This window comes from Nocardioides sp. NPDC058538 (assembly GCF_042719275.1).
Lineage (GTDB): Bacteria > Actinomycetota > Actinomycetes > Propionibacteriales > Nocardioidaceae > Nocardioides.
This window is the reverse complement of the sequence record NZ_JBHXNY010000048.1, coordinates 1-26,844: the sequence shown is the minus strand read 5'-3', so window position 1 is coordinate 26,844 and position 26,844 is coordinate 1. Positions and strand designations below refer to the sequence as shown.

The 26,844-nt window shown below is 69.9% G+C and carries 29 protein-coding genes; 15 read left to right on the top strand and 14 right to left on the bottom strand.

Annotated features, from left to right (window positions below; all coding sequences use genetic code 11):
- Positions 1 to 33 precede the first annotated feature (33 nt).
- The gene (locus ACFWQC_RS26180; protein WP_378685055.1) at positions 34 to 450 is read right to left on the bottom strand and encodes a hypothetical protein; all 417 of its coding nucleotides are present in this window, start codon (positions 448 to 450) and stop codon (positions 34 to 36) included.
- Between the two features lie 131 nt (positions 451 to 581).
- Here ACFWQC_RS26180 and ACFWQC_RS26175 point away from each other — a divergent pair, with 131 nt between their 5' ends.
- From ACFWQC_RS26175 to ACFWQC_RS26165, 3 genes are all read left to right on the top strand, one after another.
- Positions 582 to 1,277 (top strand): polysaccharide deacetylase family protein, encoded by a 696-nt coding sequence (locus ACFWQC_RS26175; RefSeq protein ID WP_378685052.1) that lies wholly within the window; start codon positions 582 to 584, stop codon positions 1,275 to 1,277.
- Between the two features lie 83 nt (positions 1,278 to 1,360).
- The gene (locus tag ACFWQC_RS26170; RefSeq protein ID WP_378685049.1) at positions 1,361 to 2,473 is read left to right on the top strand and encodes an FAD-dependent oxidoreductase; all 1,113 of its coding nucleotides are present in this window, start codon (positions 1,361 to 1,363) and stop codon (positions 2,471 to 2,473) included.
- Between the two features lie 35 nt (positions 2,474 to 2,508).
- Entirely contained in the window at positions 2,509 to 3,261 is a 753-nt protein-coding gene (locus ACFWQC_RS26165) for a DoxX family protein (protein WP_378685047.1), read from the top strand.
- Positions 3,262 to 3,267: 6 nt separating this feature from the next.
- On the opposite strand, the gene ACFWQC_RS26160 is transcribed toward ACFWQC_RS26165, so the two are convergent.
- The 3 genes from ACFWQC_RS26160 to ACFWQC_RS26150 are packed head-to-tail and all read right to left on the bottom strand — an operon-like array spanning position 3,268 to position 5,414.
- The gene (locus tag ACFWQC_RS26160) at positions 3,268 to 3,915 is read right to left on the bottom strand and encodes a GNAT family N-acetyltransferase (protein ID WP_378685044.1); all 648 of its coding nucleotides are present in this window, start codon (positions 3,913 to 3,915) and stop codon (positions 3,268 to 3,270) included.
- Positions 3,916 to 3,958: 43 nt separating this feature from the next.
- On the bottom strand, positions 3,959 to 4,156 hold the full coding sequence (locus tag ACFWQC_RS26155) for a hypothetical protein (RefSeq protein ID WP_378685042.1): 198 nt from the start codon (positions 4,154 to 4,156) through the stop codon (positions 3,959 to 3,961).
- Between the two features lie 4 nt (positions 4,157 to 4,160).
- Positions 4,161 to 5,414, bottom strand: a complete 1,254-nt coding sequence (locus ACFWQC_RS26150; protein ID WP_378685039.1) for an aspartate aminotransferase family protein — start codon at positions 5,412 to 5,414, stop codon at positions 4,161 to 4,163.
- 107 nt (positions 5,415 to 5,521) lie between these two features.
- Between ACFWQC_RS26150 and ACFWQC_RS26145 the strand changes: the two genes are divergently transcribed.
- The gene (locus tag ACFWQC_RS26145; RefSeq protein WP_378685036.1) at positions 5,522 to 6,988 is read left to right on the top strand and encodes an NAD-dependent succinate-semialdehyde dehydrogenase; all 1,467 of its coding nucleotides are present in this window, start codon (positions 5,522 to 5,524) and stop codon (positions 6,986 to 6,988) included.
- Between the two features lies 1 nt (position 6,989).
- Here the strand turns inward: ACFWQC_RS26145 and ACFWQC_RS26140 are convergent, their stop codons facing one another.
- The 4 genes from ACFWQC_RS26140 to ACFWQC_RS26125 form a co-directional block, all read right to left on the bottom strand.
- Entirely contained in the window at positions 6,990 to 7,646 is a 657-nt protein-coding gene (locus ACFWQC_RS26140; RefSeq protein ID WP_378685033.1) for a GntR family transcriptional regulator, read from the bottom strand.
- 165 nt (positions 7,647 to 7,811) lie between these two features.
- Positions 7,812 to 9,182: an MFS transporter gene (locus ACFWQC_RS26135; protein WP_378685030.1), complete on the bottom strand. Its 1,371-nt coding sequence runs from the start codon at positions 9,180 to 9,182 to the stop codon at positions 7,812 to 7,814.
- A 158-nt stretch (positions 9,183 to 9,340) separates the two neighbouring features.
- Positions 9,341 to 10,060, bottom strand: a complete 720-nt coding sequence (locus tag ACFWQC_RS26130) for a maleate cis-trans isomerase (RefSeq protein ID WP_378685027.1) — start codon at positions 10,058 to 10,060, stop codon at positions 9,341 to 9,343.
- On the bottom strand, positions 10,057 to 10,767 hold the full coding sequence (locus ACFWQC_RS26125; protein WP_378685025.1) for an Asp/Glu/hydantoin racemase: 711 nt from the start codon (positions 10,765 to 10,767) through the stop codon (positions 10,057 to 10,059). Before ACFWQC_RS26125 ends, ACFWQC_RS26130 begins: the two co-directional genes overlap by 4 nt.
- 95 nt (positions 10,768 to 10,862) lie before the next feature.
- Here ACFWQC_RS26125 and ACFWQC_RS26120 point away from each other — a divergent pair, with 95 nt between their 5' ends.
- From ACFWQC_RS26120 to ACFWQC_RS26095, 6 genes are all read left to right on the top strand, one after another.
- Positions 10,863 to 11,846, top strand: a complete 984-nt coding sequence (locus ACFWQC_RS26120; RefSeq protein ID WP_378685022.1) for a D-2-hydroxyacid dehydrogenase — start codon at positions 10,863 to 10,865, stop codon at positions 11,844 to 11,846.
- 8 nt (positions 11,847 to 11,854) lie between these two features.
- Positions 11,855 to 13,294 (top strand): amidase, encoded by a 1,440-nt coding sequence (locus tag ACFWQC_RS26115; RefSeq protein ID WP_378685020.1) that lies wholly within the window; start codon positions 11,855 to 11,857, stop codon positions 13,292 to 13,294.
- Complete coding sequence (locus ACFWQC_RS26110) at positions 13,291 to 13,803, top strand: DUF3830 family protein (protein ID WP_378685017.1); 513 nt, start codon at positions 13,291 to 13,293, stop codon at positions 13,801 to 13,803. Before ACFWQC_RS26115 ends, ACFWQC_RS26110 begins: the two co-directional genes overlap by 4 nt.
- 69 nt (positions 13,804 to 13,872) lie before the next feature.
- A complete protein-coding gene (locus ACFWQC_RS26105; protein ID WP_378685015.1) occupies positions 13,873 to 14,787 on the top strand; it encodes a glucosyl-3-phosphoglycerate synthase in 915 nt (304 codons plus the stop codon).
- Complete coding sequence (gene folP / locus ACFWQC_RS26100; RefSeq protein ID WP_355230640.1) at positions 14,787 to 15,647, top strand: dihydropteroate synthase; 861 nt, start codon at positions 14,787 to 14,789, stop codon at positions 15,645 to 15,647. Before ACFWQC_RS26105 ends, folP begins: the two co-directional genes overlap by 1 nt.
- Complete coding sequence (locus tag ACFWQC_RS26095) at positions 15,644 to 16,138, top strand: hypothetical protein (protein WP_378685012.1); 495 nt, start codon at positions 15,644 to 15,646, stop codon at positions 16,136 to 16,138. The genes folP and ACFWQC_RS26095 overlap by 4 nt, the downstream gene beginning before the upstream one ends.
- On the opposite strand, the gene ACFWQC_RS26090 is transcribed toward ACFWQC_RS26095, so the two are convergent.
- Positions 16,114 to 16,743 (bottom strand): TetR/AcrR family transcriptional regulator, encoded by a 630-nt coding sequence (locus ACFWQC_RS26090; RefSeq protein ID WP_378685009.1) that lies wholly within the window; start codon positions 16,741 to 16,743, stop codon positions 16,114 to 16,116. The two genes, ACFWQC_RS26095 and ACFWQC_RS26090, sit on opposite strands and share 25 nt — an antisense overlap.
- Before the next feature lie 112 nt (positions 16,744 to 16,855).
- Here ACFWQC_RS26090 and ACFWQC_RS26085 point away from each other — a divergent pair, with 112 nt between their 5' ends.
- Together ACFWQC_RS26085 and ACFWQC_RS26080 are read left to right on the top strand one after the other, a co-directional pair.
- The gene (locus ACFWQC_RS26085) at positions 16,856 to 17,875 is read left to right on the top strand and encodes a hypothetical protein (RefSeq protein ID WP_378685006.1); all 1,020 of its coding nucleotides are present in this window, start codon (positions 16,856 to 16,858) and stop codon (positions 17,873 to 17,875) included.
- Positions 17,876 to 17,885: 10 nt separating this feature from the next.
- Positions 17,886 to 18,734 carry a CHAD domain-containing protein gene (locus ACFWQC_RS26080; RefSeq protein ID WP_378685004.1) on the top strand — a complete coding sequence of 283 codons (849 nt, stop codon included), beginning with the start codon at positions 17,886 to 17,888 and terminating at the stop codon, positions 18,732 to 18,734.
- 33 nt (positions 18,735 to 18,767) lie between these two features.
- On the opposite strand, the gene vanX is transcribed toward ACFWQC_RS26080, so the two are convergent.
- The 3 genes from vanX to ACFWQC_RS26065 are packed head-to-tail and all read right to left on the bottom strand — an operon-like array spanning position 18,768 to position 21,419.
- Positions 18,768 to 19,382, bottom strand: a complete 615-nt coding sequence (gene vanX / locus ACFWQC_RS26075) for a D-Ala-D-Ala dipeptidase VanX (RefSeq protein ID WP_378685002.1) — start codon at positions 19,380 to 19,382, stop codon at positions 18,768 to 18,770.
- A complete protein-coding gene (gene vanA / locus ACFWQC_RS26070) occupies positions 19,379 to 20,431 on the bottom strand; it encodes a D-alanine--(R)-lactate ligase (RefSeq protein ID WP_378685000.1) in 1,053 nt (350 codons plus the stop codon). Before vanA ends, vanX begins: the two co-directional genes overlap by 4 nt.
- Positions 20,424 to 21,419 carry a D-isomer specific 2-hydroxyacid dehydrogenase family protein gene (locus tag ACFWQC_RS26065; RefSeq protein WP_378685076.1) on the bottom strand — a complete coding sequence of 332 codons (996 nt, stop codon included), beginning with the start codon at positions 21,417 to 21,419 and terminating at the stop codon, positions 20,424 to 20,426. The genes vanA and ACFWQC_RS26065 overlap by 8 nt, the downstream gene beginning before the upstream one ends.
- Positions 21,420 to 21,611: 192 nt before the next feature.
- Between ACFWQC_RS26065 and murF the strand changes: the two genes are divergently transcribed.
- Entirely contained in the window at positions 21,612 to 22,955 is a 1,344-nt protein-coding gene (murF, locus tag ACFWQC_RS26060; RefSeq protein WP_378684997.1) for a UDP-N-acetylmuramoyl-tripeptide--D-alanyl-D-alanine ligase, read from the top strand.
- On the opposite strand, the gene ACFWQC_RS26055 is transcribed toward murF, so the two are convergent.
- Together ACFWQC_RS26055 and ACFWQC_RS26050 are read right to left on the bottom strand one after the other, a co-directional pair.
- The gene (locus ACFWQC_RS26055) at positions 22,911 to 23,495 is read right to left on the bottom strand and encodes a VanZ family protein (RefSeq protein WP_378684994.1); all 585 of its coding nucleotides are present in this window, start codon (positions 23,493 to 23,495) and stop codon (positions 22,911 to 22,913) included. The genes murF and ACFWQC_RS26055 overlap by 45 nt on opposite strands.
- Positions 23,492 to 24,619, bottom strand: coding sequence for a lipid II:glycine glycyltransferase FemX (locus ACFWQC_RS26050; RefSeq protein ID WP_378684991.1), 1,128 nt, complete (start codon positions 24,617 to 24,619; stop codon positions 23,492 to 23,494). The genes ACFWQC_RS26055 and ACFWQC_RS26050 overlap by 4 nt, the downstream gene beginning before the upstream one ends.
- A gap of 85 nt (positions 24,620 to 24,704) precedes the next feature.
- On the opposite strand from ACFWQC_RS26050, the gene ACFWQC_RS26045 reads away from it, so the two are divergent.
- Positions 24,705 to 25,367 carry a response regulator transcription factor gene (locus ACFWQC_RS26045; protein ID WP_378684989.1) on the top strand — a complete coding sequence of 221 codons (663 nt, stop codon included), beginning with the start codon at positions 24,705 to 24,707 and terminating at the stop codon, positions 25,365 to 25,367.
- 93 nt (positions 25,368 to 25,460) lie between these two features.
- On the top strand, positions 25,461 to 26,546 hold the full coding sequence (locus ACFWQC_RS26040; RefSeq protein ID WP_378684986.1) for a sensor histidine kinase: 1,086 nt from the start codon (positions 25,461 to 25,463) through the stop codon (positions 26,544 to 26,546).
- The last annotated feature ends 298 nt before the right edge of the window (positions 26,547 to 26,844 follow it).

The window sequence follows — 26,844 nt, the reverse complement described above, 5'->3', positions numbered from 1 at the left end:
TGGGCTCCTCTGGGTCGACTGCTGGGAGAGAGCCTAGAGGGACGGCTGGTGCGGCGTGCTCCGGGCGACCCTCCGGCCGGCGTTGAGGGCGTAGCCGATGCCGATCCCCACCGCCGCCGGGGCGAGGACGAGTCCGGCGAGGAACGGGGTCAGGTTCAACAGGTCGCTCCACAGGACCCCGAAGTCGCGACCCTCCTCGAACCAGATCCGGAACGGGCCGCTGAGCCCGACCACGCAGGCGATCAGCGCCCAGCGTACGAAGACGGGCGGGAGGGCCTTCGCGTGGTGGCCATCCCACAGCCCCCAGATTCCCGAGACGGTGAGGAGCAGTACGAAGTAGATCAGGCCGGCGCCGATGTTCGCGTCCTCGGTCGGGAAGAGGTTGGTCATCACGATCGAGAACAGGAGGCTGCCGCCGAGGATCACGGCGAGGCGTACGAGAAGCTTCATGTCTCCAGCCTCGCTGATCGGGCTGCGGAGCGCATGAGTGCGAGTACTCAGCCTTGCGGGAACGACTCGACTCTTGACACGGATCAGTTCCGTCTCGATCGTGCTCGATAACGATTTCGAAGGAGTTCGTCATGACTGTCAGCCAGGACCCCGGGTTCGTGCCGGGAGGCGCGGTCCGTCCGACGTCGACGCCGCTCGCCGTAGCCAGAGGCACGGGTAAGGTTGCCGCCCTCACCTTCGACGACGGCCCGAACCCCGGCGAGACCGATCGCTTGCTGGAGATCCTGGCGGCTCACCAGGTCACCGCGGTGTTCTGTGTCATCGGCCAGAACATCACCGCGCCCGGCGGCGCCGAGATCCTGAGGCGCATCGTCGCCGGGGGCCACACGCTGTGCAACCACTCCACGTCCTACGCCGACATGGGCAGCTGGTCGCACGCCCAGGTCGAGCGGGATCTCAAGGCCAACCTCGCGACGATCCGTGAGGTGCTGGGAAACCCGGCTCAGAAGGTGCCCTACTTCCGGGCTCCCAACGGCAGCTGGGGCAACACCGGAGAGGTCGCCGCATCCCTCGGCATGCAGCCGCTCGGGCTGGGCAACGTGATCTTCGACTGGGACGGCAACGACCTCTCCGAGGAGTCGCTGGCGAGCAACCTCCGCGCGGCGATCCGGCCCGGCGCGGTGGCCCTGGCCCACGACGGCGGTGGCAACCGTGAGAACACCGTCGACGCGGTCGAGACGGTGCTCCCGGAGAAGCTTGCCGAGGGATACGCCTTCACCTTGCCGCAGGGCGGTCTCCCGGGCACAGACTGGACGCCTGGGCCGTAGCAGGCTCGGCCTCACCAGTGCGGCAGTGACGTACGAGCTCGTCGTCCCGGGCCGAGGTCGGCGACGTCGGCTAGATTCGCGTCGTGAATGGATCGACGAGCAGCCGGAGTGCCCTGGTGGTCGGTGCGGGGATCGGCGGGCTCACGACGGCGCTCGCGCTGTCCCGGGTGGGATGGCAGGTGACCGTGCTGGAGCGTGCGCCGGAGCTGGGCGAGGTCGGCGCCGGCCTCTCGATCTGGCCGCGGGCATGGAAGATCCTCGCCGATCTCGGGGTCGCGGATCGGCTCGTGGACGGGACCCGGCCGGCGATCCAGGCGGGGTTGCGGCGGCCCGACGGGCGCTGGCTGGCGAAGGTGGGTGCCGACGCCGCCGAGCGGACACCGGTGATGGTGCATCGGGCGCGGCTGCACGAGGCTCTGGTGGGCGAGCTGGAGACGCGCGAGGGGATCGAGGTACGCACCGGGGTGACCGTCACGGGTCTGGCTGATCTCGACGACGTCGACGGTCGCGGCCCCGCCGACGTGGTGGTCGCCGCCGACGGGATCCGCAGCAGGATCAGGAACGAGCTGCACCAGCGTGAGGACGTACGTCATGCCGGCTACACCGCCTACCGCGGCGTCACCGCGGAGCCGGTGCCGGGTGAGGCGTCGACCACGGGCGGCGAGACCTGGGGGACCGGGGTGCGCGTCGGCTATGTCCCGCTGGTGGATGGCCGGACGTACTGGTTCGTGACCGCCAACCGGCCGGCGGGGGAGACCGGCGGGGACCACCACGCCGACGTCACCGCGCTGGTCGGTGACTGGCACGAGCCGATCCCGCAGCTGCTGGCGGCGACGCCGCCGAGCGCCGTGCTCCGCGGAGACATCTGTGACCTGCGGCTGCCGCTGAAGCGGTTCGACCACGGGCGGGTCGTGCTCCTCGGTGATGCCGCGCACGCGTCGACGCCCAACCTCGGCCAGGGCGCCTGCGCCGCGATCGAGGACGCCGCAGTGCTGGCCGCGCAGCTCGCCGGCCATGCCCGCGTCGAGAGTGCGCTGGTGGCCTACGACCGCACTCGGCGGCCAGCGACCCAGCGGCTGGTACGGGCATCCAGGCTGGTCGGAGCGCTCGGCCAGGTCGAGAACGGCGCGGTGGTGGCCGTCCGTGACGCGGGCCTCGCGGGGCTCGGCGCGATCGCGGGGCTGCTGAGCAGGTAGGTCCGCGTCACAGCTGGGCGGCCGCCGGTGTCTGGATGGCCATGACGGCTACCTATCTCATCCTGACGCTCATCGCCTCGATCGCCGCGCTCGGCGGGGCGGTGCTCAACCTGACCGGTCACCGGATACCGGTGACCGAGGCTCAACGGCTCTCGGTGCCGATGGAATGGTTGAGGTTCCCGATCGGGGCGTCGTACGGCGTGGGTTTCCTGGGCCTGGTCGCCGGGTTGGCGGTCCCGGCCGTCGGGATCGTCGCGGCCGCCGGGTTCGTGGTCTTCTTCGTGCTCGCGATCGGTGCGCACCTGCGGGTGGGGGACCGGAGCCTGGGCCGTGCGGTCGGTGGACTCGCGCTCTCGCTGGCGACGCTCGTCGTCACCGGGATGTACGCGGCGGGGCGGGACGATCTGGGCGGGGTGGTCGAGGCGTACGTCAACGATCTTCCGGACCCATGGTGGCCGGTCGTGCTGCTCGCGGTGATCCAGATCGGCGACGCGGCGCTGTGCTTCAAGCCGGTCGGCTTCATCGCCCAGTGTTTCACCGACGTCGGGCTGCCGCGGGCGCTGTGGCCGGTGATGCCGTGGGTCAAGGTCGCCGCGACCGCCGGCCTGGTCGCCGGGCTGTGGGTGCCGTACGTCGGGGCGCTGACCAGCGCGGCGCTCGTCGTCTACTTCGTGCTCGCCGTATCGGCACACATCCGAGCCCGCGACATCGGCCGCAACCTGTTCCTCAACGCCACCTTCTCCCTGGTCCTGTGCGCGGCCGTCCTCGTGTTCTGCTTCTTGCGCTGAGCCGGTCTACGCGATGCCGAACAGCGCCAGGCACGGCGCCAGGCCGGTGACCTCGATCTCGCTGCGGTCGTTGAGCTGCCACCGTTCCCTGCCGAGCCGGAGGCGATGGGAGACGAGCACCTCGCCGTCGCGTACGTCGCGGGAGACGCCGTCGGGCTCGTAGCCGAGCTTGGTCGACACCCCGACCGAGGCGGCGTTGTCGGGGAAGGCCTCGGAGGTGGCGTAGGCACCGCCGAGGTGGTCGAAGACCAGGGTCAGGGCGCCGAGGCGGGCCTCGGTGCCGTAGCCGCGGCGGTGGTGGGCCAGGCCGAGCCAGGACGCGGTGCTGACCTCGCGCCGGGTGGCGAACTCGCTCGCCGAGACCCACACGACCCCGATCGGGTCGCCGTCGAGGAAGGCGGCCAGCCCCAGGCTCCAGTCGTCGGGCGTCCAGTCGCCCCGGCTGGACCAGGCGCCGCGCATCACGTGGCGGGCCCGCTCCAGCGGTGGCCGCTCTGCCCACGGAGTCAGGAACGGCCGCTGGGTCGGCTCGTGCACGCCGTCTGCCGCGACCTGCGCCAGCCGCGCGAGCTCGCCCTCGGTCGGCAGCCGCAGCTCCAGGCGCGGGGTCCGGATCACCAGGCCGAACAGCGGCCACACCTCGGTAGGAGTCATCCGGCCATCATTCGAGAGCGCGTACGCTGTGGGCAACCGGATATCACTCCTCCGAGTGACTCCTCACGTGATCGAGCAGGTCCGGCGCCGCTGAGGTGTAGCGGTCGACCTCCTCGCCGCTGTCGCAGGTGCACAGCACGATGGTGACCTCGCCGGGGCGCGGCCAGATCGCCTCCCAGGTCGCGCCTGCCTGCTCCCAGCGGAGCAGTCGCTCGAGGTCGTACGTCATCTCGTGATCCACGCGGTCAGCCGAGGACGGTGTCGACGGACTGGGCCCAGAGGCCGGCGGCCTCGTCGATGGCCGCGGAGTCGACGACTAGCGCGGGGATGAACCGCACCACCTGGCCCCAGGCGCCGCAGGTGAGCAGCAGCAGTCCACGCCGGGCGGCCTCCTGCTGGGCCGCGGCGGCGGTGGCGCCGTCGGGCTCACCGTCAGGGGTGCGAAACTCGTTGCCGAGCATCAGCCCGAGGCCGCGTACGTCGGTGATCGCCTCGTGCTTGCTCGCGACCTGCTCCAGGGCGGAGCGGAGCTCGGCGCCGCGCTCGGCGGCGTTCCTCACCAGACCCTCCTCCTCGATGACGTCGAGGGTCGCCAGGGCCGCGGCGCAGGCGACGGCGTTGGCGCCGTAGGTGCCGCCCTGCGAGCCGGGCCAGGCCTTCGACATCAGCGCCTCGCTCGCCGCGATCGCGGAGAGCGGGAACCCGGAGGCCAGGCCCTTGGCAGTCATGATGATGTCGGGACGTAGGTTGAAATAGTCGTGTCCCCAGAATTCGCCGGTGCGGCCGAAGCCGGTCTGCACCTCGTCGATGATGAGCAGGATGCCGTGCCGGTCGGCGCGCTCGCGCAGGCCGTTGAGGAAGGTCTCGTCGGCGGGCACGTAGCCGCCCTCGCCGAGGACCGGTTCGACGAGGAACGCCGCCGTGTCGGCAGGGGCGCTCTGGGTCTGCAGCGTGTAGTCGAGCTGGCGCAGCGCGAACTCGGTCGCCTGCTCCTGCGGCCAGCCGAAGTGGGGTGCGTCGGGGAAGGGGGAGACCACGACGCCGGCCATCAGCGGGCTGAAGCCGGCGCGGAACTTGGTGCCCGAGGTGGTCATCGAGGCGGCCGCGACGGTCCGGCCGTGGAAGCCGCCGTGGAAGACGACGATGTTCGGGCGGCCGGTGGCCTGGCGGGCCAGCCGGATCGCGGCCTCGGCGGCCTCCGAGCCGGAGTTGGCGAAGAAGAGACTGTCGAGTCCTTCGGGGAGGACGGGGCCGAGGCGGTTGACCAGGTCGAGGAGCGGGCGGTGCCTGACCGTCGTGTACTGCCCGTGGACCAGGTTGGCGATCTGGCGCTGGGTGGCCTCGACGACCTTCGGGTGGCTGTGTCCGGTGCTGGTCACGCCGATGCCGGCGGTGAAGTCGAGATAGCGGCGGTCGTCCTCGTCGAAGAGCTGGACGCCTTCGCCGCGAGCCGCCACGACCGGAGTTGCCTGCTTGAGGATGGGGGAGAGCTTGGCCATGGTGAACTCCTGTCGATTGTTGACAATCCGGCCCGCTACTACACTAGGCCAGCGTTGGGTGGCTGTCAGGCGGACGGCCGGATGCTGACCTTGGAGGCTGATGCGTGATGGGCGGAGAACCGAACGAGGCACGGGTCGTGGCAGAGGTGCCGAAGGGGCTCCTCGTCGCCGGTCAGTGGATGGATGCGAGCGACGGCGCGACCTTAGACGTGCTCGACCCCTCGACGGGGGAGACGCTGTGTGCGGTCGCCGACGCGACCCCCGAAGACGGCCGCCGTGCGCTCGACGCCGCTGCAGGGGCGCAGAAGGAGTTCGCCGCGACCGCGCCGCGCGCCCGCGCGGACATGCTGATGGCCGCGTTCGACCTCCTGCACGAGCGGATCGACGACCTCGCCCTGCTGATGACGCTCGAGATGGGCAAGCCGCTGGCCGAGGCGCGGGGCGAGATCGCGTACGCCGCGGAGTTCTTCCGCCACTTCGCCGAGGAGGCGGTGCGGATCGAGGGCGGCTACCAGACCGCGCCCGCCGGCGGCTCCCGGTTCCTGATCACGAAGCAGCCGGTCGGGCCGGCGCTGCTGATCACGCCGTGGAACTTCCCGATGGCGATGGGCACCCGCAAGATCGGCCCGGCGATCGCGGCCGGCTGCACCAGCATCATCAAGCCGGCCCAGCAGACGCCGCTCTCGATGCTGGCGCTGGGGGAGATCCTGCGTGAGGCAGGCGTGCCCGACGGCGTTGTCAACATTCTGCCGACGACCCGGCCAGGTGAGCTGACCGAGCCGCTGCTGCGCTCCGGCGTGATCCGAAAGCTCTCCTTCACCGGCTCCACGGCGGTCGGGCGGGTGCTGCTCGCCCAGAGCGCGGAGCAGGTGCTGCGTACGTCCATGGAGCTCGGCGGCAACGCCGGCTTCGTCGTCTTCGAGGACGCCGACATCGACGAGGCGGTCGCGGGCGCGATGGCCGCGAAGATGCGCAACACGGGGGAGGCGTGCACGGCCGCCAACCGGATCTTCGTCCAGCGCTCTGTCATCGAGGAGTTCGGCGACCGGCTCGCCAAGGCGATGTCCGAGCTGCCCGTGGGCCGTGGCGTCGAGGAGGGCGTACGCGTCGGGCCGCTCATCGACGAGGCGGCCAGGGAGAAGGTGCAGACCCTGGTCGACGACGCGGTGGCCGGCGGCGCGAGGGTGCTGACCGGCGGCACGGCCCCCGACGGGCCGGGCTACTTCTACCCGCCGACCGTGCTCACCGGCGTCCCCGCCTCGGCGAAGATGGGCAGCGAGGAGATCTTCGGGCCGGTCGCGCCGCTGACGCCGTTCGACACCGAGGACGAGGTGGTCGAGGCGGTCAACGACACCGAGTACGGCCTGGTCAACTACGTCTTCACCAACGACCTCCGACGTGGCCTGCGCGTCGCCGAGGCGCTCGAGTCCGGCATGGTCGGGCTCAACCAGGGCGTGGTCTCCAACCCCGCAGCCCCTTTCGGCGGCGTCAAGGCCTCGGGACTGGGGCGGGAGGGCGGGCGTACCGGGATCGAGGAGTTCCTCGAGACCAAGTACGTCGGGATCGCGATGTGATCTAGACGTAGCCCTCGTCGTCGTCCTCGGCGTGGATGAGGCGCCGCAGCGCCTCATCCATGTGCAGCTCGACGCGCTTGAGGGTCAGCTTCACGTCGCCGGCCTCGATGGCGTCGACGATCTGGATGTGCTCCTCGACCAGCTCGAGCGGCTGCTGGTAGGTGCCCTCCAGGGCGGTCAGGCACATCCGCGTCTCGACGATCAGGGTCTGGTGCATCCGGGCCAGGCGCCGGCTCCCAGAGCACTGCACGAGTACGTCGTGGAAGCGGAAGTCGGCGTCGCTCAGCGCCGCCGGGTCGCCCAGCTCGAGGGACTTGGTCATCGCGTCGCAGGCGGCGCGGAGCTCGCGCAGCGCCGCGGGGACCCGGGCCTTGGCGATCATCGTGGCGGCGGCACCCTCGACGGCTGCCCGGGCCAGGTAGATGTCTCGGATGTCGGCCTCGTCGAGCTCCATCACGAAGAGCCCGCGGTTGGGCTCGCTGCGGAGCAGGCCCTCCTGGACCAGGCGCTGCATCGCCTCGCGCAGCGGGCCACGACTGACGCCGAACTGGGCCGAGAGAGCGGTCTCGCTCAGCTGTGCACCCGGCTGCAGAGTGCGCTCCATGATCGCCGTGCGCAGCTGGCGAGCGATGACGGAGGCCGTCGACTCTCTGTGCACGGGTTCGAAGCTCGATGTCGCTGTCAACGTGGTCTCCGATGGGTCACCGAGAAAGAGTTCTGATTGTTGACAATCATTGCATGTGGCCGGGTTCGTGGGGTGGAAAGACCAGCGAGCGGGCCGGGCACGTGGGATGCGCTCGGCCCGCTCGTCAGCAGTTGCCGGTCAGAGGGTCTGGGCCTTGTCGAGCTCGGCGAGCTCCGCCTCGGACTCCGGCGTACCCGGGATCTCAGTGCCCCGGATCGACTTGCCGGCCGTCTCGACGACGAAGAACAGCGCGATCAGACCGACCACGGATCCGGCGATCATGTAGTAGGCCGGCATCAGCACGTCGCCGGTGGCGCCGATCAGCGCGTTGTTGACGTACAGGGCCGTGCCACCGAAGGCGGCGGTGGAGATGTTGTAGCCGATCGCCATGCCGCCGTAGCGCACCTGCGAGGGGAACATCGCCGGGAAGGTCGCCGAGATGGTCGCGAGCTGGGCGACGTAGACGATGCCCAGCACCGTGAACCCGAGGACCGCCGGCCAGAAGCCCTGACCGATCAGGAGGAACATCGGGACCGACAGCACGATCAGCCCGATGAAGGAGCCGCCCCACATCGGCTTGCGGCCGACCCTGTCCGAGAGCGCTCCGGCGATCGGCAGGAAGACCAGCATCGCGATCTGCCCGAAGATGACCAGCAGGTCGGCATCGGTGCTGCTGAAGCCTGCTTCCTCCTGCAGGTAGGTCGCCATGTAGGCCAGCAGGGTGTAGTTGGCGATGTTGAGCGCGGCGACCAGGCCGATCAGGGTCAGGATCGGCTTCCAGAACAGCGAGAAGAGGTCCTTCAGCGCGGCGCCGGCGCCGCCCTCGACTGCGTCCTGCGTCTCGAGCTCCTGGAAGACCGGCGTCTCCTCGAGCTTGGTCCGGATGTAGAGGCCGATGAGGCCGATCGGACCACCGATCAGGAACGGGATCCGCCAGCCCCACTCGGTCATGGCGGCGTCACCGATGATCGACTCGGTGGTGAAGACGACGGCGATGGCGGCGGTGAAGCCGACGATCGTGCCGAACTCCAGGAAGCTGCCGTAGAAGCCGCGCTTCTTGTCGGGTGCGCACTCGGCCATGTACGTCGCAGCGCCGCCGTACTCGCCGCCGGTCGAGAAGCCTTGGATCACCCGGAGCAGCACGAGCAGGACCACGGCCCAGATGCCGATCGAGTCGTACGTCGGGAGCAAGCCCACACAGAATGTGGCAGCCGCCATCAGGATGATCGTCATTGCGAGGACACGCTGGCGCCCGATGCGGTCGCCGAGCGGGCCCCAGAAGATGCCGCCGAGCGGGCGGAGGATGAAGGAGATCGCGAAGGTCAGCGCGGTGCCCGTGAAGCCCTGCTCGGGGAAGAAGTTGGCGGTGATCTCGGTCGCGACGTAGGCGAAGGCGCCGTAGTCGAACCACTCTGTCGCATTGCCGACCGCTGAGCCGGTGATGGCTCTTCGGAGCTTTGATTTGTCGGGTTGTGCCTCGTCGGAGGGGATGGTTGGGGTTCCTGACATTTCTTCTCACCTATTCGGTGTGATTGATGGCTGGGGACCGCGTTTGACCCGCAGTGTCGACTGTAGGTTTGTCAACAATTCGCGCCACGTTAGCGCTCTCTGTGCGCCATGGCTAGGTGGCGTGGGGTGTGACGGGAGGTTTATGTAAAGCCGCGACTTTACCTGAAGAGCGCCCCGAGCCCGGGCAGGGGGCGGGGCGACCCGGCGAGGCGCAGGCCCTCCCAGACGGTCACCTGGTTGGCCGTCAGCACGGGTTTCTCGAGAGCTTTCTCCAACGTATCGATGCAGGTCAGCGTGTGCAGCGCGGTGTCGGGGACGAGGACGGCCTCGGCCTCGGGAACGTCGACGGCCAAGGTCATCTCGAGGACCTCGTCGGGGCTGAGACGGCCGGCGTCGACGGCGGAGAAGATCCCGCTGGCACCGAAGGAGACCACGTCGATCCCGCCCGCTGCCAGGAAGGAGCTGAAGTGTCCGGCCAGATCCTCGGGATAGGAGGCGGCGACGGCGACCTCACCGAGCCCGAGGGCCCTGGCTGCCTCGACGAACGCGATCGAGGTCGACGAGGCGGGGACGCCGAGACGCTTGCTGATCGCGGCGGCCTGGGCTGCGGCACCGTCCGGGCCGTAGACGAAGCTGCCCGAGGTGCACGCCCAGATCACTGCGTCGGGGGAGTGGACCGCGACCGCATCGGCTCCGGCGGCGAGCCGGTCCTCGGAGCCGGTGTCGAGGAGGGCCTCGACGGTGTGCTCGTCGCGACCCATGGAGGTGTGGACCAGCGGCAGCCAGATCGCACCGCCGAGCGCGTTCTCGAGTGCCGGGAAGTCGTCCTCGGCCGCGTAGCCGGGATAGAGCAGCCCGATGACCGGTGGCCGGGTCATGAGGCATGCCCCAACAGATCCTCTGCGGAAGGCGGGGTTCGCCCGACCATCCGGAGCGCTGCCTCCATGGTCGCCCTGTTCGCGGAGATCACCGGCTTTCCGAGCTCGGCCTGGAGCCGGCCGATGATGTCGTACGTCGCCAGGTTCGTGCACGAGACGACGACCGCCTCGGCGGCGTCGGTGTCGGCGGCCCGCACCAGGGCGAGCGTGGTCTCGTAGGGAACCTCCCAGATGTGGTGGCCCAGGCCGAGGTCGCCGGTGCTCACCACGGTGACCCCGGACTCGGCCAGGAAGCTGCCGAACCTGGCGGCGAGCGCGACGTCGTAGGGGGTCGCGACCGCGACCCGGGAGACGCCGAGAGCGGAGAGCGCCTCCAGCACCGCGCCGGAGGTGGTGATCGCGGGTGCGCCGCCGGCGCGGCTCATCGCCGCGGCCAGCCGCCGCTCGCCGTGCCGGCCGTGGACGAAGCTGCCGGAGGTGCAGGCGTAGACGTAGAGGTGGGGATCGGCGGCCGCGAGGTCGCGTACGGCCTGCTCGACGGCCGCGGTCTCGCTGATCTCCTCGGCCATCTCGAGGGTGACCGCACGGTCGGTGAAGGGCGTTCGGTTGAAGAGCAGGCAGGTATCGGCCGGGGCCCACCGCCACAGCTCGTGGTCGAGCACCATGTCATGCGGAACGACCACGGCGATGCGTACCGTCGGGGACATCGCACCTCGCTAAGATTGTTGACAATCTGCAATCGCCTCTCCTAGCGTAGTCTCGGATTATTGCGGAGGTGTGTCGATGCGACGGAGGATTTTTCTTGGAGACGTCCCGGCGCCCCGCGATCACGATCCTCTGTCCGCCTGACGGCGGCAGACCCGCTGGGATGGAGCGCCTCGAGGCGGATGCCGAGCTCACCTACACCGATGCCGCCGGCCTGGCCGAAGCGCTTCGCGGAGCCGAGGCGCTGCTGCTGTGGGACTACTTCTCCGAGGCCGTCCGTGACGCCTGGCCGAGCGCCGGCTCGCTGCGCTGGCTCCATGTCGCCGCCGCAGGGGTCGACAAGCTGCTGTTCCCGGAGCTGGTCGCCGCCGACGTGGTCGTCACCAACGCCCGCGGGATCTTCGACCGAGCGATGGCGGAGTTCGTGCTCGGTTCGATCCTGGCCGTGGCCAAGGACATCCACCTCAGCCACGACCTGCAGTCGGCCCGGAAGTGGCTGCGCCGCGAGACTCGGCTGATCAGCGCCGAGACCGCGCTCGTGGTCGGCGCCGGCGCGATCGGTCGCGAGACGGCCCGGCTGCTGCGCGCGGCCGGGATGGACGTACGCGGTGCCGGCCGCACTGCCCGCAGCGGTGATCCCGACTTCGGCGAGGTCCTCGCCAGCGCCGACCTGGCCGCACACGTCGGCTGGGCCGACCACGTCGTCGTCACGGCGCCGCTGACCGACGAGACCCGTGGCTTGATCAGCGAAGATGTGCTCGCCGCGATGAAGCCGGGCAGCCACCTGGTCAATGTCGGGCGCGGGCAGATCGTCGACGAGGCCGCGCTCGTCTCCGCGCTCCGAGACGGCCCGGTCGAGGCGGCGTCCCTGGACGTCTTCGAGGTCGAGCCGCTGCCGCCCGAGAGTCCGTTGTGGAGCATGCCGGGGGTGGCGGTCTCGGCACACATGTCCGGCGACTACGAGGGCTGGCGGGATGCGCTGGCGGACCAGTTCGTCGACAACGCCCGGCGCTGGCTGAGCGGCGAGCCGCTGCTGAACGTCGTCGACAAGCAGCGCGGCTTCGTCGTCGCGAAGGAGTGAGAGAGTTCATGGCCGACCAGATGCCCGAGGCCGGCGCGGAGCTCAGCGCCTTGACCGCCGCCGAGCTGGTGGCGGGTTACCGCTCGGGCGCCTTCACCCCGCTCGACGCGACACGGTCGGTGCTCGACACGATCGAGGATCACGACCCCGCGGTGAACGCGTTCGTCCGGGTCGACCCCGATGGCGCGCTGGCGCAGGCGACCGCGTCCACCGAGAGGTGGCGGGCCGGGCATCCACTCAGCAGCGCCGACGGCATACCGACCTCGGTCAAGGACATCCTGTGGACCGCAGGACTGCCGACGATCCGCGGCACCTGGCTCATCGACGAGGCCGGGCCGTGGCCCGAGGACGCACCCGCGGTCGCGCGGCTGCGCGAGGCCGGCGCCGTGATCACCGGGAAGACGACGACTCCCGAGTTCGCCTGGAAGGGCGTCACCGACTCGCTCCGCTACGGCTCGACCGGCAACCCCTGGGACCCCGGCCTGACCGCGGGCGGCTCCAGCGGCGGTGCCGCGGCGGCGGTCGGTCTCGGCATGGGTCCGTGGGCGCTCGGCACCGACGGCGGTGGCTCGGTCCGGATCCCGGCCTCCTTCACCGGCACGGTGACGATCAAGCCGACCTACGGACTGATCCCACTCCATCCCGCCAGCCCCTTCGGCACCCTCTCGCACGCCGGTCCGATGACCAGGACCGTGACCGACGCGGCCGCGCTCCTCGACGTGATCGCCGGCTTCGACTCCCGCGACTGGTCGGCGATGCCCACGCCGCGTGCCTCCTTCCTCGCCGGCCTGGAGGACGGTGTCGAAGGGTTGAGGATCGGGTTCTCGCCCACGTTCGGGTACGTCGAGAACGACCCGGAGGTCGAGCAGCTGGTCCGCGAAGCAGTCGCCGTGCTCGAGTCGGCGGGCGCCCAGGTCGAGGAGGTCGACCCCGGTTTCACCGACCCGGTCGAGGCGTTCGAGGTGCTCTGGTTCTGCGGAGCGGCGAAGGTGCTCGACGCCTATCCTCCCGGCGCGATCGACAAGATCGACCCGCTGCTGCGCGAAGGCATCGAGACCAAGGGCCGCGGCTCCGCGGCCGACTACCTGGACGCCACCGCGGTCCGGATGGACCTCGGCCGGTTGATGGGGCGGTTCCACGAGACGTACGACCTGCTGGTCACCCCGACCATGCCGATCACCGCCTTCGAGCTGGGGCTGCAGGCGCCCAAGGGCTGGCCCTCGCAGTGGTGGCCGAGCTGGACGCCCTACACCTACCCGTTCAACATGACCCAGCAGCCTGCGGCGAGTGTGCCCTGCGGCACCACCGAGGCGGGGCTGCCCGTCGGCCTCCAGATCGTCGGTGCCCGCCACGACGACGCCCGGGTGCTGCGCGCGGCGCGGGCCTACGAGCGGGCCAGCGGTGAGCTGTTCGTCCGACCTGTCGACAATCCTCGAGGAGCGCGATGAGCCGCTACATCACCGTCACCCTGGAGCGCCGCGGTGTCTCCTGTCTCGCCCGCCTGCTCGACGAGGAGGCACCACGCACGGCCGGCGCCGTGTGGGACGCACTGCCGCTGAGCGGACAGGTCTTCCACGGCAAGTACGCCCGCAACGAGATCTACAACCTCGTGCCCGCCTTCGCCGCGAAGGAGCCCGGCAAGGAGAACACAACGGTCACCCCGATCCCCGGCGACCTGTGCTACTTCGCCTTCTCCTCCGACGACCTCGGCAACCCGTCCTACGGCTACCCGGAGGACCGCGGACCGGGAGGGATGACCGAGATCGTCGACCTCGCCCTCTTCTACGGCCGCAACAACCTGCTCATCAACGGCGACCAGGGATGGGTGCCGGGCAACGTCTTCGGCACGATCGTCGACGGCCTCGAGGAGATGGCGCAGGCCTGCCAGGACGTCTGGATGAACGGCGCCACCGACGAGATCCTCACCTTCGCGCGCTCGCACGACGACGCACAGTAGCGACGGCTGGGAGCCGGACGGGTCGGGTATCGGTCCGGTGTTCGAGGACACCGTCGATAGGGTTTGGGCATGTCGTGGTCGGAGAACAACACCCATCACTGGGACGACTGGTCGCTGGCCGACCTCGTCGCGGCCAAGCAGGGGCAGCGGGTGAGCCTCGTGGTGCCGGCGCGCAACGAGGCCGCGACCGTCGGCGGCCTGGTCGACAAGCTGCGCACCAGCCTGATGGAGACCTCCGATCTGGTCGACGAGCTCGTCGTCATCGACTCCGACTCGTCCGACGACACCGCGCGGATCGCGGCCGACGCCGGGGCCGACGTCTACGCCTCGGCCGCGATCCGGCCCGAGCTCGGCTCCTACCCTGGCAAGGGTGAGGCGATGTGGAAGTCGCAGTTCGTGACCACCGGCGAGCTGATCGTCTTCATGGACGCCGACCTGACCGACTGGGACACCCATTTCGTACGCGGCCTGATCGGCCCCCTTGTCAACAATCCGACGATCGAGCTGGTCAAGGGCTTCTACCGGCGCCCGGGAGAGCACGGTCTCGACGGCGGCCGGGTCACCGAGCTCGTCGCCCGCCCGCTGCTGGCCCTCCACCGCAGGCCGTTGCGGGACCTGATCCAGCCGCTGGCGGGGGAGTGGTCGATCCGGCGCTCGCTGTTCGAACGGCTGCGGGTCCCGATCGGCTACGGCGTGGAGCTCGCCGCCCTCGTCGACACCCTGGACACGCGAGGGATGGACGCGATCGCCCAGGTCGACCTGGGCCAGCGCGACCACAGCCACCAGGATCTCTTCGATCTCGGCCTGATGGCGACCCAGATCGTGGGCATGATGTCGCGCCGCCTCGGCACCGGTCCGGTGGGCGACGACGTCGAGATGCGGCAGTACATCCCGATCGACGGCTCGACCAAGGTCGTCGACCGCTCCGTGAGCCTCCTGGAGCGGCCCCCGGTGCGCGGCGGCTCGGGCGGTATGGTCGCCTGATGCTGCGCCTGGGACGACATGCCTTCGGTGATGACGAGGCGCTGATGATGGCGATCGTCAACCGCACCCCGGACTCGTTCTTCGACAAGGGTGCGACCTGGGCCGAGGACGCGGCCTTCGAGCGCGTACGTCTGGTGGCCTCCCAAGGCGCGGAGATCGTCGACATCGGCGGGATCAAGGCAGCGCCCGGGGCCGAGATCGGCGCCGCGGAGGAAAAGGCCCGCGTGGTCGACTTCGTCGCCCGGGTGCGCGAGGAGTTCCCGGCGCTGGTGATCTCGGTGGACACCTGGCGCGCCGAGGTGGGTGACGCGGTGTGCGCGGCCGGTGCCGACGTCATCAACGACGCCTGGGGCGGGGCCGACCCGGAGCTCGTCGACGTCGCCGCGGCCCACGGCGCCGCGATCGTGTGCACCCACACCGGAGGCGTGACGCCCCGGACGCGGCCCTACCGGATCGAGTACGACGACGTGGTCCGTGACGCGATCGACTCGACCCTCGGCTACGCCCAGCGTGCCCTGGACGCCGGCGTCGCGAAGGACTCGATCGTCATCGACCCGGCCCACGACTTCGGGAAGAACACCTTCCACTCGCTCGAGATCACTCGCCGGCTCGGCGAGATGGTCGCGACCGGCTGGCCGGTGCTGGTCTCCCTCTCCAACAAGGACTTCGTGGGGGAGACGCTCGATGTGCCGGTCGGAGAGCGCCTCCTCGGCACCCTGGCCGCTACCTCGGTCTGCGCGCTGGCCGGTGCTCGCATCTACCGCGTCCACCAGGTCCCGGAGACCCGGCAGACCGTCGACATGGTCTGGACGATCGCCGGCCGGCGACGTCCGAAGCGAGCGATCAGGGGACTGCAGTGACTCGAGTGGCGCTGGTTCCGGGATGCCTGGCCCTGCTGCCGGAGTACGCCTCGCTCGACGACCCGGTCGATGAGCTCCGTGCTGCCTGCTTGGCCGCGGTGGCCTGGCTGGGCGAGGACGTACGCGTGATCGCCGGTGCGCAGGGTGCCCGGGTGGCCTCCTCGCTGCTGGCCGAGGTCGGGACGGCTCCGGTGACCAGCGGTGAGGCGGCGTACCTCATCGTCGGCAACGGCTCGGCCCGCCGCAGCGAGAAGGCGCCGGGACACCTCGACCCGCGGGCCGCCGGGTTCGACGAGGCGCTCAGCAAGTCTCTGGTCACGCCCGACCCCGAGGCGCTCAGCGCGCTCGATCTCGGGTTCGCCGATGAGCTCTGGGCCGACGTCGGCCCGATCATCGAGGCCGCCGACCTGCTGCGCAGCGTCGACACGGTGGCAGTCGACTACGACGGCGACCCGTTCGGGGTGCGTTACTGGGTCGCTCGCTGGGGGTAGTCGAGCAGATCGGTGAGCCCTGCCGCGTACGCCTTCGGGGTCACATCGCCGATCACGACGCGCTGCAGGATGAAGCCGGGAAGCAGACCGGTGAGCACCATCGCGATCTTCTCGGGGTCGGCGCCCTCGCGGAACTGCCCAGCATCGATGGCTGCCTCGGCGTAGCGGCGCCAGGCGGCCCGGATGCCGCGCGCCTCGGGAGCCATGAGTGCGAGGAACTCGGGGTCGCGGGCGGCCTCGGCCCAGGTCTGCAGGGCGATGCGGGGAAGGTTGATCCCCAACTCCTCGGAGAGATCCAGGAGGTGCTGGGTGGCGGTCTCGATCGCCCGTTCGGGCCGGGGAGGGGCTGCGCCCGAACGGGCGGCCTCGGCGATGAGGCCGTTGATCGCGTCCTTGATACCGGTCACGCCGGACGCAGCGATCGCGTGGATGATCTCGTGCTTCCCGCGGAAGTAGGTGTAGACCGAGCCGGCGGAGAGACCGGACTCCTGCACGACGGCGGCCATCGTCGTCTTGTGGAAGCCGTCGCGCTCCACGCAGCGCAGCGTCGCCGCGATGATCTGCTGGCGCTTCTCGGTGCGGTGCTCGTCGCTGACCTTGGGCATGTGATGAAGCGTACCTCAAAAGAAAACGAACACTCATTCTTGATAAATCGGAACAGAAGGAGGAAGGTGTGCCCCAAAGAGAATGAACATTCGTTTTGAGAAGGAATCCGATATGCCCAAGTCAGTCAAAGCCGTGATCGGGCTCAGCCTCGGTCTGGTCACCTTGCTCACGTTGCTCATCTCCGCGTTCGCCTGGCCCACCAGCGAGCTGGAGCCCAGGTCGCTGCCGCTGGTCGTCGCCGGCCCCGAGGCCGCGGTCACCCAGATCGAGTCCCAGCTCGCCGCCAACGCGGGGGATGACGCCTTCGAGATCACCGCTGTCGCGGACCGCGAGGAGGCGGTCGAGGCGATCGAGGACCGGGAGGCGTACGGCGCGATCATCTCGACAAGCTCGATACATCGCGTCGCCGGCTCCCAGGGCCCGGAGTTCCTGGTCGCCTCCGCCGCCAGCGCCAACGTCGCTCAGCAGCTCACCCAGATGGCCACCGCGATGGGCGCCGAGACCGGCACGCAGCCCCAGGTGACCGACGTCGTGGCGAGCGCGGAGGACGACCCGCGCGGCATCGTCTTCGGTGCGTCCGCGCTGCCGCTGGTGATCGGCGGCATCATGGCCGGCGCGATCACCTCGCTGGTGCTGACCCGCACCCGTGACCGGGTCGCGGCCGCCTTCCTGATCGCCGTCGGCGGAGGTCTCGCGATGACCGCCGTGGTCCAGGGCTGGCTCGGAGCGCTGGAGGGCAGCTACCTGGCCAACGCCGGAGTCGTCGCCCTCGGCATCCTCGCCGTCGCGCTCCCGATCATCGGCCTGCGCCACCTCATCGGCCCGGCAGGCGTCGGCATCGTCGCGCTGCTGATCCTGCTCGTCGGCAACCCGCTCTCCGGGATCACGTCCGCGCCGGAGATGGTCCCGTTCGGCTGGCTCGGCCAGCTGATGCCCCCGGGCGCGGCCGGGTCGGCGCTTCGCGGCTTCTCCTTCTTCGACGGCGCCGGGACCACGGTGCCGCTGATCGTCCTCGTCTGCTGGGCCGGGTTCGGCCTGCTGCTGACCGTGCTCCCGCACCGCGAGAAGGGCAGCGCCGAGGATGCCGAAGCCGGACGAACCGAGCGTGACCTGGACGCCGTGGCAAGGTAGAACAGTGGGGATGAGTCATCCACACGAGCCGGTCGGCGAGTGGTGGCGCGACCAGGTGGTGGCGCTCCACCGCTGGGGCCGGCTCGTGCTGCGTGATGAGGACGACTCGGTCCATCAGATGCGGGTGACCGTACGCAGGCTGCGCAGCGTCCTGGCGACGTACCGCCCGTTCCTCGACGCGGAGCGGACCGAGCCGCTCCGCGAGGAGCTGAAGTGGCTGGGCGCCCTCCTCGGAGAGGTACGCGACACGGAGGTGCTCCGCAAGCGGCTGCGCCGCTGGGCGGCCGAGCACGGTCCGGGGCAGACGGGTGTCGACGCGCTCCGGGCCGCGCTGGCCGAGCGCCAGGCGCAGGGGCGGTCCCGGCTGCTTCCGGAGTTGGACGGGAAGCGTTACCGGGCCCTGACCGCGGCCCTCGTCGCCTTCGACGGTCTTCCCTGGTCGGACGGCACACCCGGCAAGAAGGCGTTGCGCAAGCGGGCCCGCCGGAGCTGGCGGCGGGTGGCTGCGGCGGTCGATGCTGCCGAGCTCACCGATGATGCCGACGAGCGGCGTCGGCAGCTTCACGAGGCACGCAAGAAGGCCAAGCGCACCCGCTACGCGGCCGAGTCGCTGCGCGAGGTCTTCGGCGAGGATGCCGAGCGCCTCGCTGATGCCGCGAAGTCGATCCAGTCGACCCTCGGGGACCTCAACGACGCCGCCGTCATGATCCGGACGATCGAGATGGTTCCGGGACCCGACGATGCGCTCCGTGAGCTCCGGGCAGCCGAGGAGGCCGCCGCCGCCGACGCCGAGGAGCGGTTCGCCTCGGTCTGGAAGAAGGCGAACCGCTCGAAGGTCCAAGGCTGGCTGAGTCCCTGAGTCCCTGAGTCCCTGAGTCCCTGAGTCCCTGGGTCAGCCGATCGGGAAGTCGAAGTAGGTGTCGGGGTAGGGCTCGTCGATCAGCGAGTAGTGCCACCACTCGTTCTCGTAGCGGCTGAACCCGCACGACTCCATCACCGAGCACAGGTGCGACCGGTTGCGGGCCGCGACCTCGGAGACCCCGGCCGCGCCGTGGTGGGAGATCTCGTCCATCAGGTCATGGTCACCGCCCATGTCCAGCAGCGCCCCCGTGGCCAAGGAGAAGAGGGTCAGGTCGACGGTGCTGCCGCGGCTGTGGCCGGACTCGGCGGCGACGTACCCCTTCTCGAACATCTCCGGGCGGGTGATCGCCGGATAGTGCACGCGCTTGCGCCCGTCGTCGTCCCGCGAGGGCTCCTCGGCCCAGCGCAGGAACGCGTCGACGGCGCGCTGGGGGCGGTAGCCGTCCCACAGCAGGATCCCGAACCCGAGGGCAGCGGCCTCGTCCCGCGCCTGGGCGAGTGCCGCGCACAGCTCGCGGGTTCCGACGATGCGGTTGACCAGGTAGCCGTCGACCGGCTTCCCGGTGAAGTTGTCCCAGGTGGCGTACTTGCTGTCCCAACGGATGCCCGGCGCCAGCTCGTCGACGAAGCCGAAGCCGTCCTTCATCGCGGGGTCTCTTCGAGCGCCAGGGTGACCGCGCGGTCGAGAAACTCGGTCATCGAGATCCCGGCAGCGGCCATCATTCGCGGGTAGCGGCTGTACGAGGTGAGTCCGGGCAGGGTGTTGACCTCGTTGAGCACCACGGTGCCGTCCGCCTTGAGGAACATGTCGACCCGCGCCAGACCACGGCAGCCCAGCGCGCGGTAGACCCGCTGCGCCTCGGTCTTGACCAGCTCTTGCGCCTCGGCCGGGATGTCGGCGGGCACGATGAAGGTCGCGTTCTCCGAGCCGGTCTCGGGGGCGTCCTCCTGGTGGATCTTGAAGAAGCCGTGCGTGAGCGCGACGTGGTCGACCTCCCCGGTGACCAGCTCGGCACCGTTACCGAGGATCGCGCAGCCGATCTCCTCGGCGACGACGCCCTCCTCGACGAGCACCTTCTCGTCGTACTGCCGCGCGGTCGCCACCGCGTCGGCCAGCTCTCCGGCCGAGGTCACCTTGCTGACCCCGAACGACGACCCGGAGCGGGCCGGCTTCACGAAGACCGGATAGGGGAGTACGCCGGGGTCGCCAATGGTCTGCACAGTGTCGCCGGCGTCGAGGATCCAGAAGTTCGGCGTCGCGATCCCCGCCTCGCCGACGACCGTGTAGGCCAGCGACTTGTCCATGCACAGCGCCGAGCTCTGCACGTCACAGCCGACGTACGGGATCCCGGAGAGCTCGAAGAGCCCCTGGATCGCGCCGTCCTCGCCGAGCTTTCCGTGCAGGACCGGGAGTACGACGTCGAGCCGGATCGTCTCGTAGCTGCCCCCGTCGAGGACGAGCAATCCATGGACGCTGCGGTCGGGGGAGAGCACGACCGGGCGGTGCGCGCCGTCCTCCCAGCTCGCCTCGGGGCCGTCGCACAGGCGCCAGTCACCGCTCTTGGTGATGCCGATCCAGTAGGCCTCGTACCTGTCGGCGTCGAGGTTCTTGGCAACCTCCTGCGCCGACTTCACCGAGACGGGGTGCTCCTCGAAGACGCCACCGAAGATGATGCCGACCTTGAGCTTAGACATGCGGAAACCTGCTTTCGAATTCACGACAGTTCACGATGGAGTTCTCGACCGTGTCCATGAGGGCATGGTCGGTGAAGTAGGCGATATGGGGGCTGACCAGCACATTCGGCATCTCCTGGAGCCGTGCCAGCCAGCCGTTGGGGATATCCCGCCCCCGGAGATCGGCGTAGAAGATGCCCTCCTCGCCCTCGATGACGTCGAGGGCCGCACCGCCCAGCCGGCCCTCCTCGAGAGCTTCGATGAGCGCCGGGGTCTCGATCAGCGCTCCGCGACCGGTGTTGATGACGTACGCGCCGGGGCGCATCCGGTCGATGCGTCGCCGGTCGAGGAGATGGTGCGACTCCGCACTGAGCGGCGCGTGCAGCGTGACGATGTCGCTGCGCTCGACCAGCGTGTCCAGATCGACGTGCTCCACGCCGGTGGCCGCGGGCCGGGGTCGGATGTCATAGGCGAGTACGTCGCAGCCGAAACCACGCAGCCGGTCGATGACCGCCGCGCCGATCCGCCCGGTCCCGACCACGCCGACGGTCAGGTCGCGCAGCTCGCGGCCGCGCGTGTCCGCCGGGCGGTAGTCGTGGGCGTCGGTGCGCCGGATCGTCGACTTCGCCTGGCGCACCGACATGAGCATCAGCATCAACGTATAGTCGGCCACGGAATCGGGTGAATAGGAGACGTTTCCGACCGTGATCCCGATGCTTTCCGCGAAGTCGACATCGATGTGGTTGAAACCGACGCTTCGCGTCGAGATATATCGGACACCGGACTTCTGCAGAGCGAGCATTGTCTCGTTCGATATCGGCGACTTATGGCTGACGCTGATGCACCGGTCTCCGACCGCGAGGTCGACATTGTCCTCGGAGACGGGCTCGGTCGTGGTCCTCGGCGAGACCCCGAGACCAGGCGCCAGCACCTCGAAGATGCGGCTCTCATCAGGGGCGCAGCCGTAGACCGTGATCCCGAGGGTCGGCGAGATCACGGTCTGCTCCATCGGCTCGGTCGGTGCCGTCAGGGTCGGCTCGTGGTAGATCATCGACGCCAGCAAACCTCAGGAACGGTTGCGGGCCCGTATGGAATTTCTGATATGCCGACGATAGGTAGATCGCGGACCTGGGCAGAGTTATCGTCCGTATATCGATTAGCGGATACACGCCGGTAACGTGGGATTTCGAAGACTGATGGGATGATTCCCCTCAGCTTGGACGAAATCGCCTCGTTGGTCGGCGGGAAGGTCGTCGGCGACGGCTCGGTGACCGTGAGCGCGCCAGCCGTGATCGACGGCCGCGAGTCAGACCCGGGAGGCCTCTTCGTCGCGTTCGCGGGCGAGCACACCGACGGCCACGAGTACGCACCTCAGGCCGCCGCGGCCGGTGCCGTCGCCGTGCTCGGCTCCCGCCCGACGACGCTCCCGACGGTCGTCGTCGACGACACCCAGGCCGCGCTGCAACGCCTCGCCGCGCACGTCATCGCGCTGCTGCACGACGAGATGACCGTCGTCGCGGTCACCGGCTCCCAGGGCAAGACCAGCACCAAGGACATGATCGAGGCGGTGCTGGCGAGCGCGGCACCGACCGTCGCGACCTCCGGCTCCTTCAACAACGAGCTCGGCGTACCGCTCACCATGCTGCGCGCCGACGCGACCACCAGGTTCCTCGTCCTGGAGATGGGGGCCCGCCACATCGGAGACATCGCCGAGCTGACCGGCCTGGTCGCGGCGGACATCGCCGTCGTGACCAACGTCGGCCAGGCCCATCTGGGCGAGTTCGGGTCGCGCGAGGCGATCGCGACAGCCAAGAGCGAGCTGGTGCGGGGCATGGCGATCGGCGGCACAGCCGTGCTCCACGCCGACGACCCACGGGTGCTCGCGATGGGCGGGCTCGCCGACGGTCCGGTGCTGGCCTTCGGCGTCGGTGAGCGGGCGGGCGTACGCGTGCGCGACCTCGCCCTGGACCGGCTCGGCCGGCCGACTTTCACACTTCAGCACGCGGACGCCGAGGCCGTCGTCACGCTCCCGTTCGTCGGCGTTCACTGGACGCTCAACGCCGCAGCCGCCGCGGCGGCGGGGCTGGCCGCCGGGGTCCCGCTCGAGCAGGCCGCGACCGCGCTGAACACCGCCTCGATCTCGAAGTGGCGCATGGAGCTGCGCGCCCTCGCCAGCGGTGCGACCCTCCTCAACGACTCCTACAACGCCAACCCCGAGTCCACCCGCGCGGGTCTGGACGCGCTCGCCTCGATCGACGCCGGGCGCCGCATCGCCGTGCTCGGCGAGATGCTCGAGCTCGGCGAGGCGAGCCGCGACGCGCACCACGAGATCGGGACGTACGCCGCCACCCGGGCCGACCTGGTCCTCACCGTCGGCGAGGCCGCCGCCGTCATCGCGGACGGCGCGGGGCAGCGGGCGGTGGCCCTGCCCGACAACGCCGCCGCGATCGACTGGCTGCGGCGCCACCTCGCTCCCGGCGACGTGGTGCTGGTCAAGGCCTCACGCGGAGCCCGCCTCGACCAGGTCGCCGCGGCGCTGGTCTGAGGGCGGCTGAACGGATCGCCGGCGGCGCCACCACGGCCACGACAAGATCGCGGCCAGCGTGGCGCCGCCGGCGTTGAGGAGCACGTCGTCGATGGAGGAGACCCGGTCCAGCCGCAGGGTGTACTGCAGGGTCTCGATCGTCACCGAGCCGGCCACGCCGAGCGCCAGGACCCGCCCCACCGAGCGCAGCGCCCGGAAGCGGATCGGGCCGAAGAAGCCGGCCGCGGCGAAGAGCAGCAGGTTGCCGACGACACCGACGGTCGTCATGGTCGGCAGGTCCTCGAGCGGCACCAGGCTCACGCTGCCGTCGACCAGGCCGGCCATCGGGCCGGGGACCATCGTCAGCAGTACGAACGGCACGGTGCCGTAGACGATCGCGACCTCGGCCAGCGACGTACGCCATTCCCGGCCCGGCGCGAGACCGAGTGCCCGGCGCAACAGCGCCAGGACCGGCACCGCCAGCATCGCCACGGGCAGGGCCAGGATGGTGAGCAGGGCGATGCCCGTGAAGGTGAGCGAGCCCGAATCGTTCACCATCATCGGCCCCGCCTCATGTAGAGGTCGAAGGCTCGGTAGACGATCGGCCGCAGCGGCAGGTCCCATTCGCCGACGTACCTCACCGCCTGCCCGCCGGTGCCGACCTTGAACTGGATCAGGCCGACGTGGGAGTCGTCGGTGGACAGCGTGGGGGTGATCCCGCGCAGGTCGTAGACGTCGCAGCCGGCGGCCAGCGAGTCGCGGATCATCGCCCACTGGCAGGCGTTGGAGCCGCGTACGTCCCGCTTCTCCGTGGAGGAGGCGCCGTAGACGTACCAGGCGTGGGCGCCGACGCGGACGTAGATCGTCGCAGCCACCAGGTCGCCGTCGTGACGGGCCAGATAGAGCTTGATGCGCTCGTCGTCCTCGGCGGACAACGCCGCGAACATCTTCTCGAAGTAGGCCAGCGGCCGTGGGGTGAAGCGGTCGCGCTCGGCGGTGTGGACGTACAGGTCGTGGAACGCCTTCAGGTCATCGCCGCCGGCGGAGGTGGTGACCTCGACGCCGGCCTTGGCGGCCTTCTTGATGTTGCGCCGCCAGAGCTGGTTCATCCCCGCGAGCACGTCATCCTCGGACCGGGCGGTCCCATCCGGGTGGCGTAGCGGGATCTCGTACGTGAACTGCGGCTGCCCCGCTCCGAACCCGTCCACAGGGTTCTGCGGGATCCAGCCGGAGTCGCGGAGATAGCGGGTCACCTCGTCGCCGACCGGATCGGGCCGCCCCGGGATGTCGGTGAGGCGTACGACCTCGGGGTCGGCGATGCCCTCCTTGACCTGGGCGGCGTTCCAGGTGTCGGTCGGCACCGGGGGAGCGACCCGGATCGCGAACGCGCCCTGCGAGCGGAGGTAGGAGACGAGCGGCGGGAACCAGACGGTGAGCCCGCCGGCCCAGTCGATGTCGGGACCCCACGGCAGGTAGGCCAGCGTGTAGCCCAGCCGCGGCACCGGCCGGTGCAGCACCAGCCCGGTCCCGGCGAGCCGGTCGCCGGCGTACCAACCCAGCGACTCGCTGCGCCACTCGGTCTTCACGCCGGCCCAGGCGGGGGTCTGCAGGAAGCTGACCGACCGCCGCGACCGGACGTGGTCGAGGTGCTCGGCAGGACTGATCGGTCGGACAGTGAAGGTCACCGTGCCAGTAAACCCGCGGCGATGTCGTCAGGGCGTATGGCAATTCGGATACGTCGGCGATATGTCATCGACCTAGGATCAGAGCATGCGGGTGCTGGTGGTCGAGGACGAGCCGTTGATGGCAGGGGCGATCCGGGACGGGTTGCGGCTGGAGGCGATCGCTGCCGACATCGCCGGTGACGGCGACACGGCTCTGGAGCTGTTGAGCGTCAACGCCTACGACATCGCCGTGCTCGACCGCGACATCCCCGGGCCCTCGGGTGACGAGGTCGCCAAGCGCATCGTCGCCTCCGGCACCGGGATGCCCATCCTGATGCTCACCGCGGCCGACCGCCTCGACGACAAGGCCTCCGGCTTCGAGCTCGGTGCCGACGACTACCTGACCAAGCCGTTCGAGCTGCGTGAGCTGGTGCTGCGGCTGCGCGCGCTCGACCGGCGGCGTGCCTACAACCGGCCGCCCGTGCGCGAGATCGCCGGCCTGCGGGTCGACCCGTTCCGGCGTGAGGTCTACCGCGACGGCCGCTACGTGGCGCTGACCCGCAAGCAGTTCGCGGTGCTCGAGGTGCTCGCCGCCGCGGAGGGCGGCGTGGTCAGCGCCGAGGAGCTCTTGGAGCGGGCCTGGGACGAGAACGCCGATCCCTTCACCAACGCCGTACGCATCACCGTCTCCGCCCTGCGTAAACGGCTCGGCGAGCCGGCGATCATCGCGACCGTGCCGGGTGTTGGATACCGGATCGATGTCTCCTAGACGCCCGGGGATGAGCGAGCGCATGCGAGCGAACGATGATGTCATCATGCCGCCTCGTCCGTATTCTTTCTGCTCTGCCACGGATGTGGCGGCATGAGCGTCAGGCTCAAGCTGACGCTCAGCTATGCCGCGGTCATCGTGGTCACCGGGGTGCTCCTGCTCGCGGTGGTGTGGGTCTTCCTGCTGCGCTACGTCCCCGACGGAGTGTGGATGGAGTGGCCGCAGCAGCCGGGGAGGCCGAGTGCTCCCTTCGTCCCGAACCGCTCGGACCTGGAGCGTGCCTTCGTTCCACGAGCGGCCACGATGATGGGCTTCCTGCTCGTGTTCGGGCTGGTCGGGGGCTGGATCCTCGCCGGCCGGATGCTGGCGCCGCTGCGGAAGATCACCGAGGCCACGCGTACGGCAGCGGACGGATCGCTCTCGCACCGGATCGAGCTCGAGGGCCCCGGCGACGAGTTCCGTGAGCTCGCCGACGGCTTCGACGACATGCTGGCCAAGCTCGAGGCGCAGGTCGCCGAGCAGCAGCGGTTCGCTGCCAACGCCTCCCACGAGCTGCGTACTCCGCTCGCGATCACGCAGACGCTGCTCGACGTCGCGGGCAAGGACCCGAACCGTGACGTGGACGAGCTCATCGGCCGGCTGCGCCTGATCAACTCCCGCGCGATCGACCTCACCGAGGCCCTGCTCGTGCTCAGCCGCGCCGACCAGCGCTCCTTCGCCCGCGAGCCGGTCGACCTGTCGCTGGTCGCCGAGGAGGCGGTCGAGACGCTGCTGCCGCTGGCCGAGCAGCGTGGCGTGCGGATCGAGACCTCCGGAGACCAGGCATCGGTCAGTGGCTCGCCGGCTCTGCTGCTGCAGGTCGCGACCAACCTGATCCACAACGCGATCGTCCACAACCTGCCCGAGCACGGGTCGGTGTCGGTGACCATCGCCGCCAACGAGAGGAGTGTGGTCCTCGCCGTCGCGAACACCGGTGAGGAGCTCTCCCGCGACCTCGTCGCCACGCTCACCGAGCCGTTCCAGCGAGGCACCCAGCGCATCCACGGCGACCACGCCGGGGTCGGTCTGGGCCTGGCGATCGTCAAGAGCATCACCCGCGCCCACGACGGCAACCTCGCCGTCCTCGCCCGCTCCGGCGGTGGGCTCCGGGTCTCGGTGGAGTTGCCCAGGGCCTCCTGAGTTGTTCGTCGGAGGCGGAGCGCTGGACGAGTTGGGGGCTGGTGCTTGAGTTCCAGCGTGGGTGGGGCCAATACGGTGTCTGGGTTGGGAGATCTAGAACCAGGGTGCCTGGGTGGGTGCCGTTTACCTGTCTTGCGGGCTTCCAGCAGCGGTCTGACCTTGGGATTGGGATATCTGTCCCTGATTGGGTTTGGAGATTTGGGGGCTTTGACTTTGCGTTGTGTGGTAGGCTCGGCGCAGGCGTAAACGTGAAGGCCGACCACCTCTCAAGAGGCGTGCCCTATCCATCCGAGACACA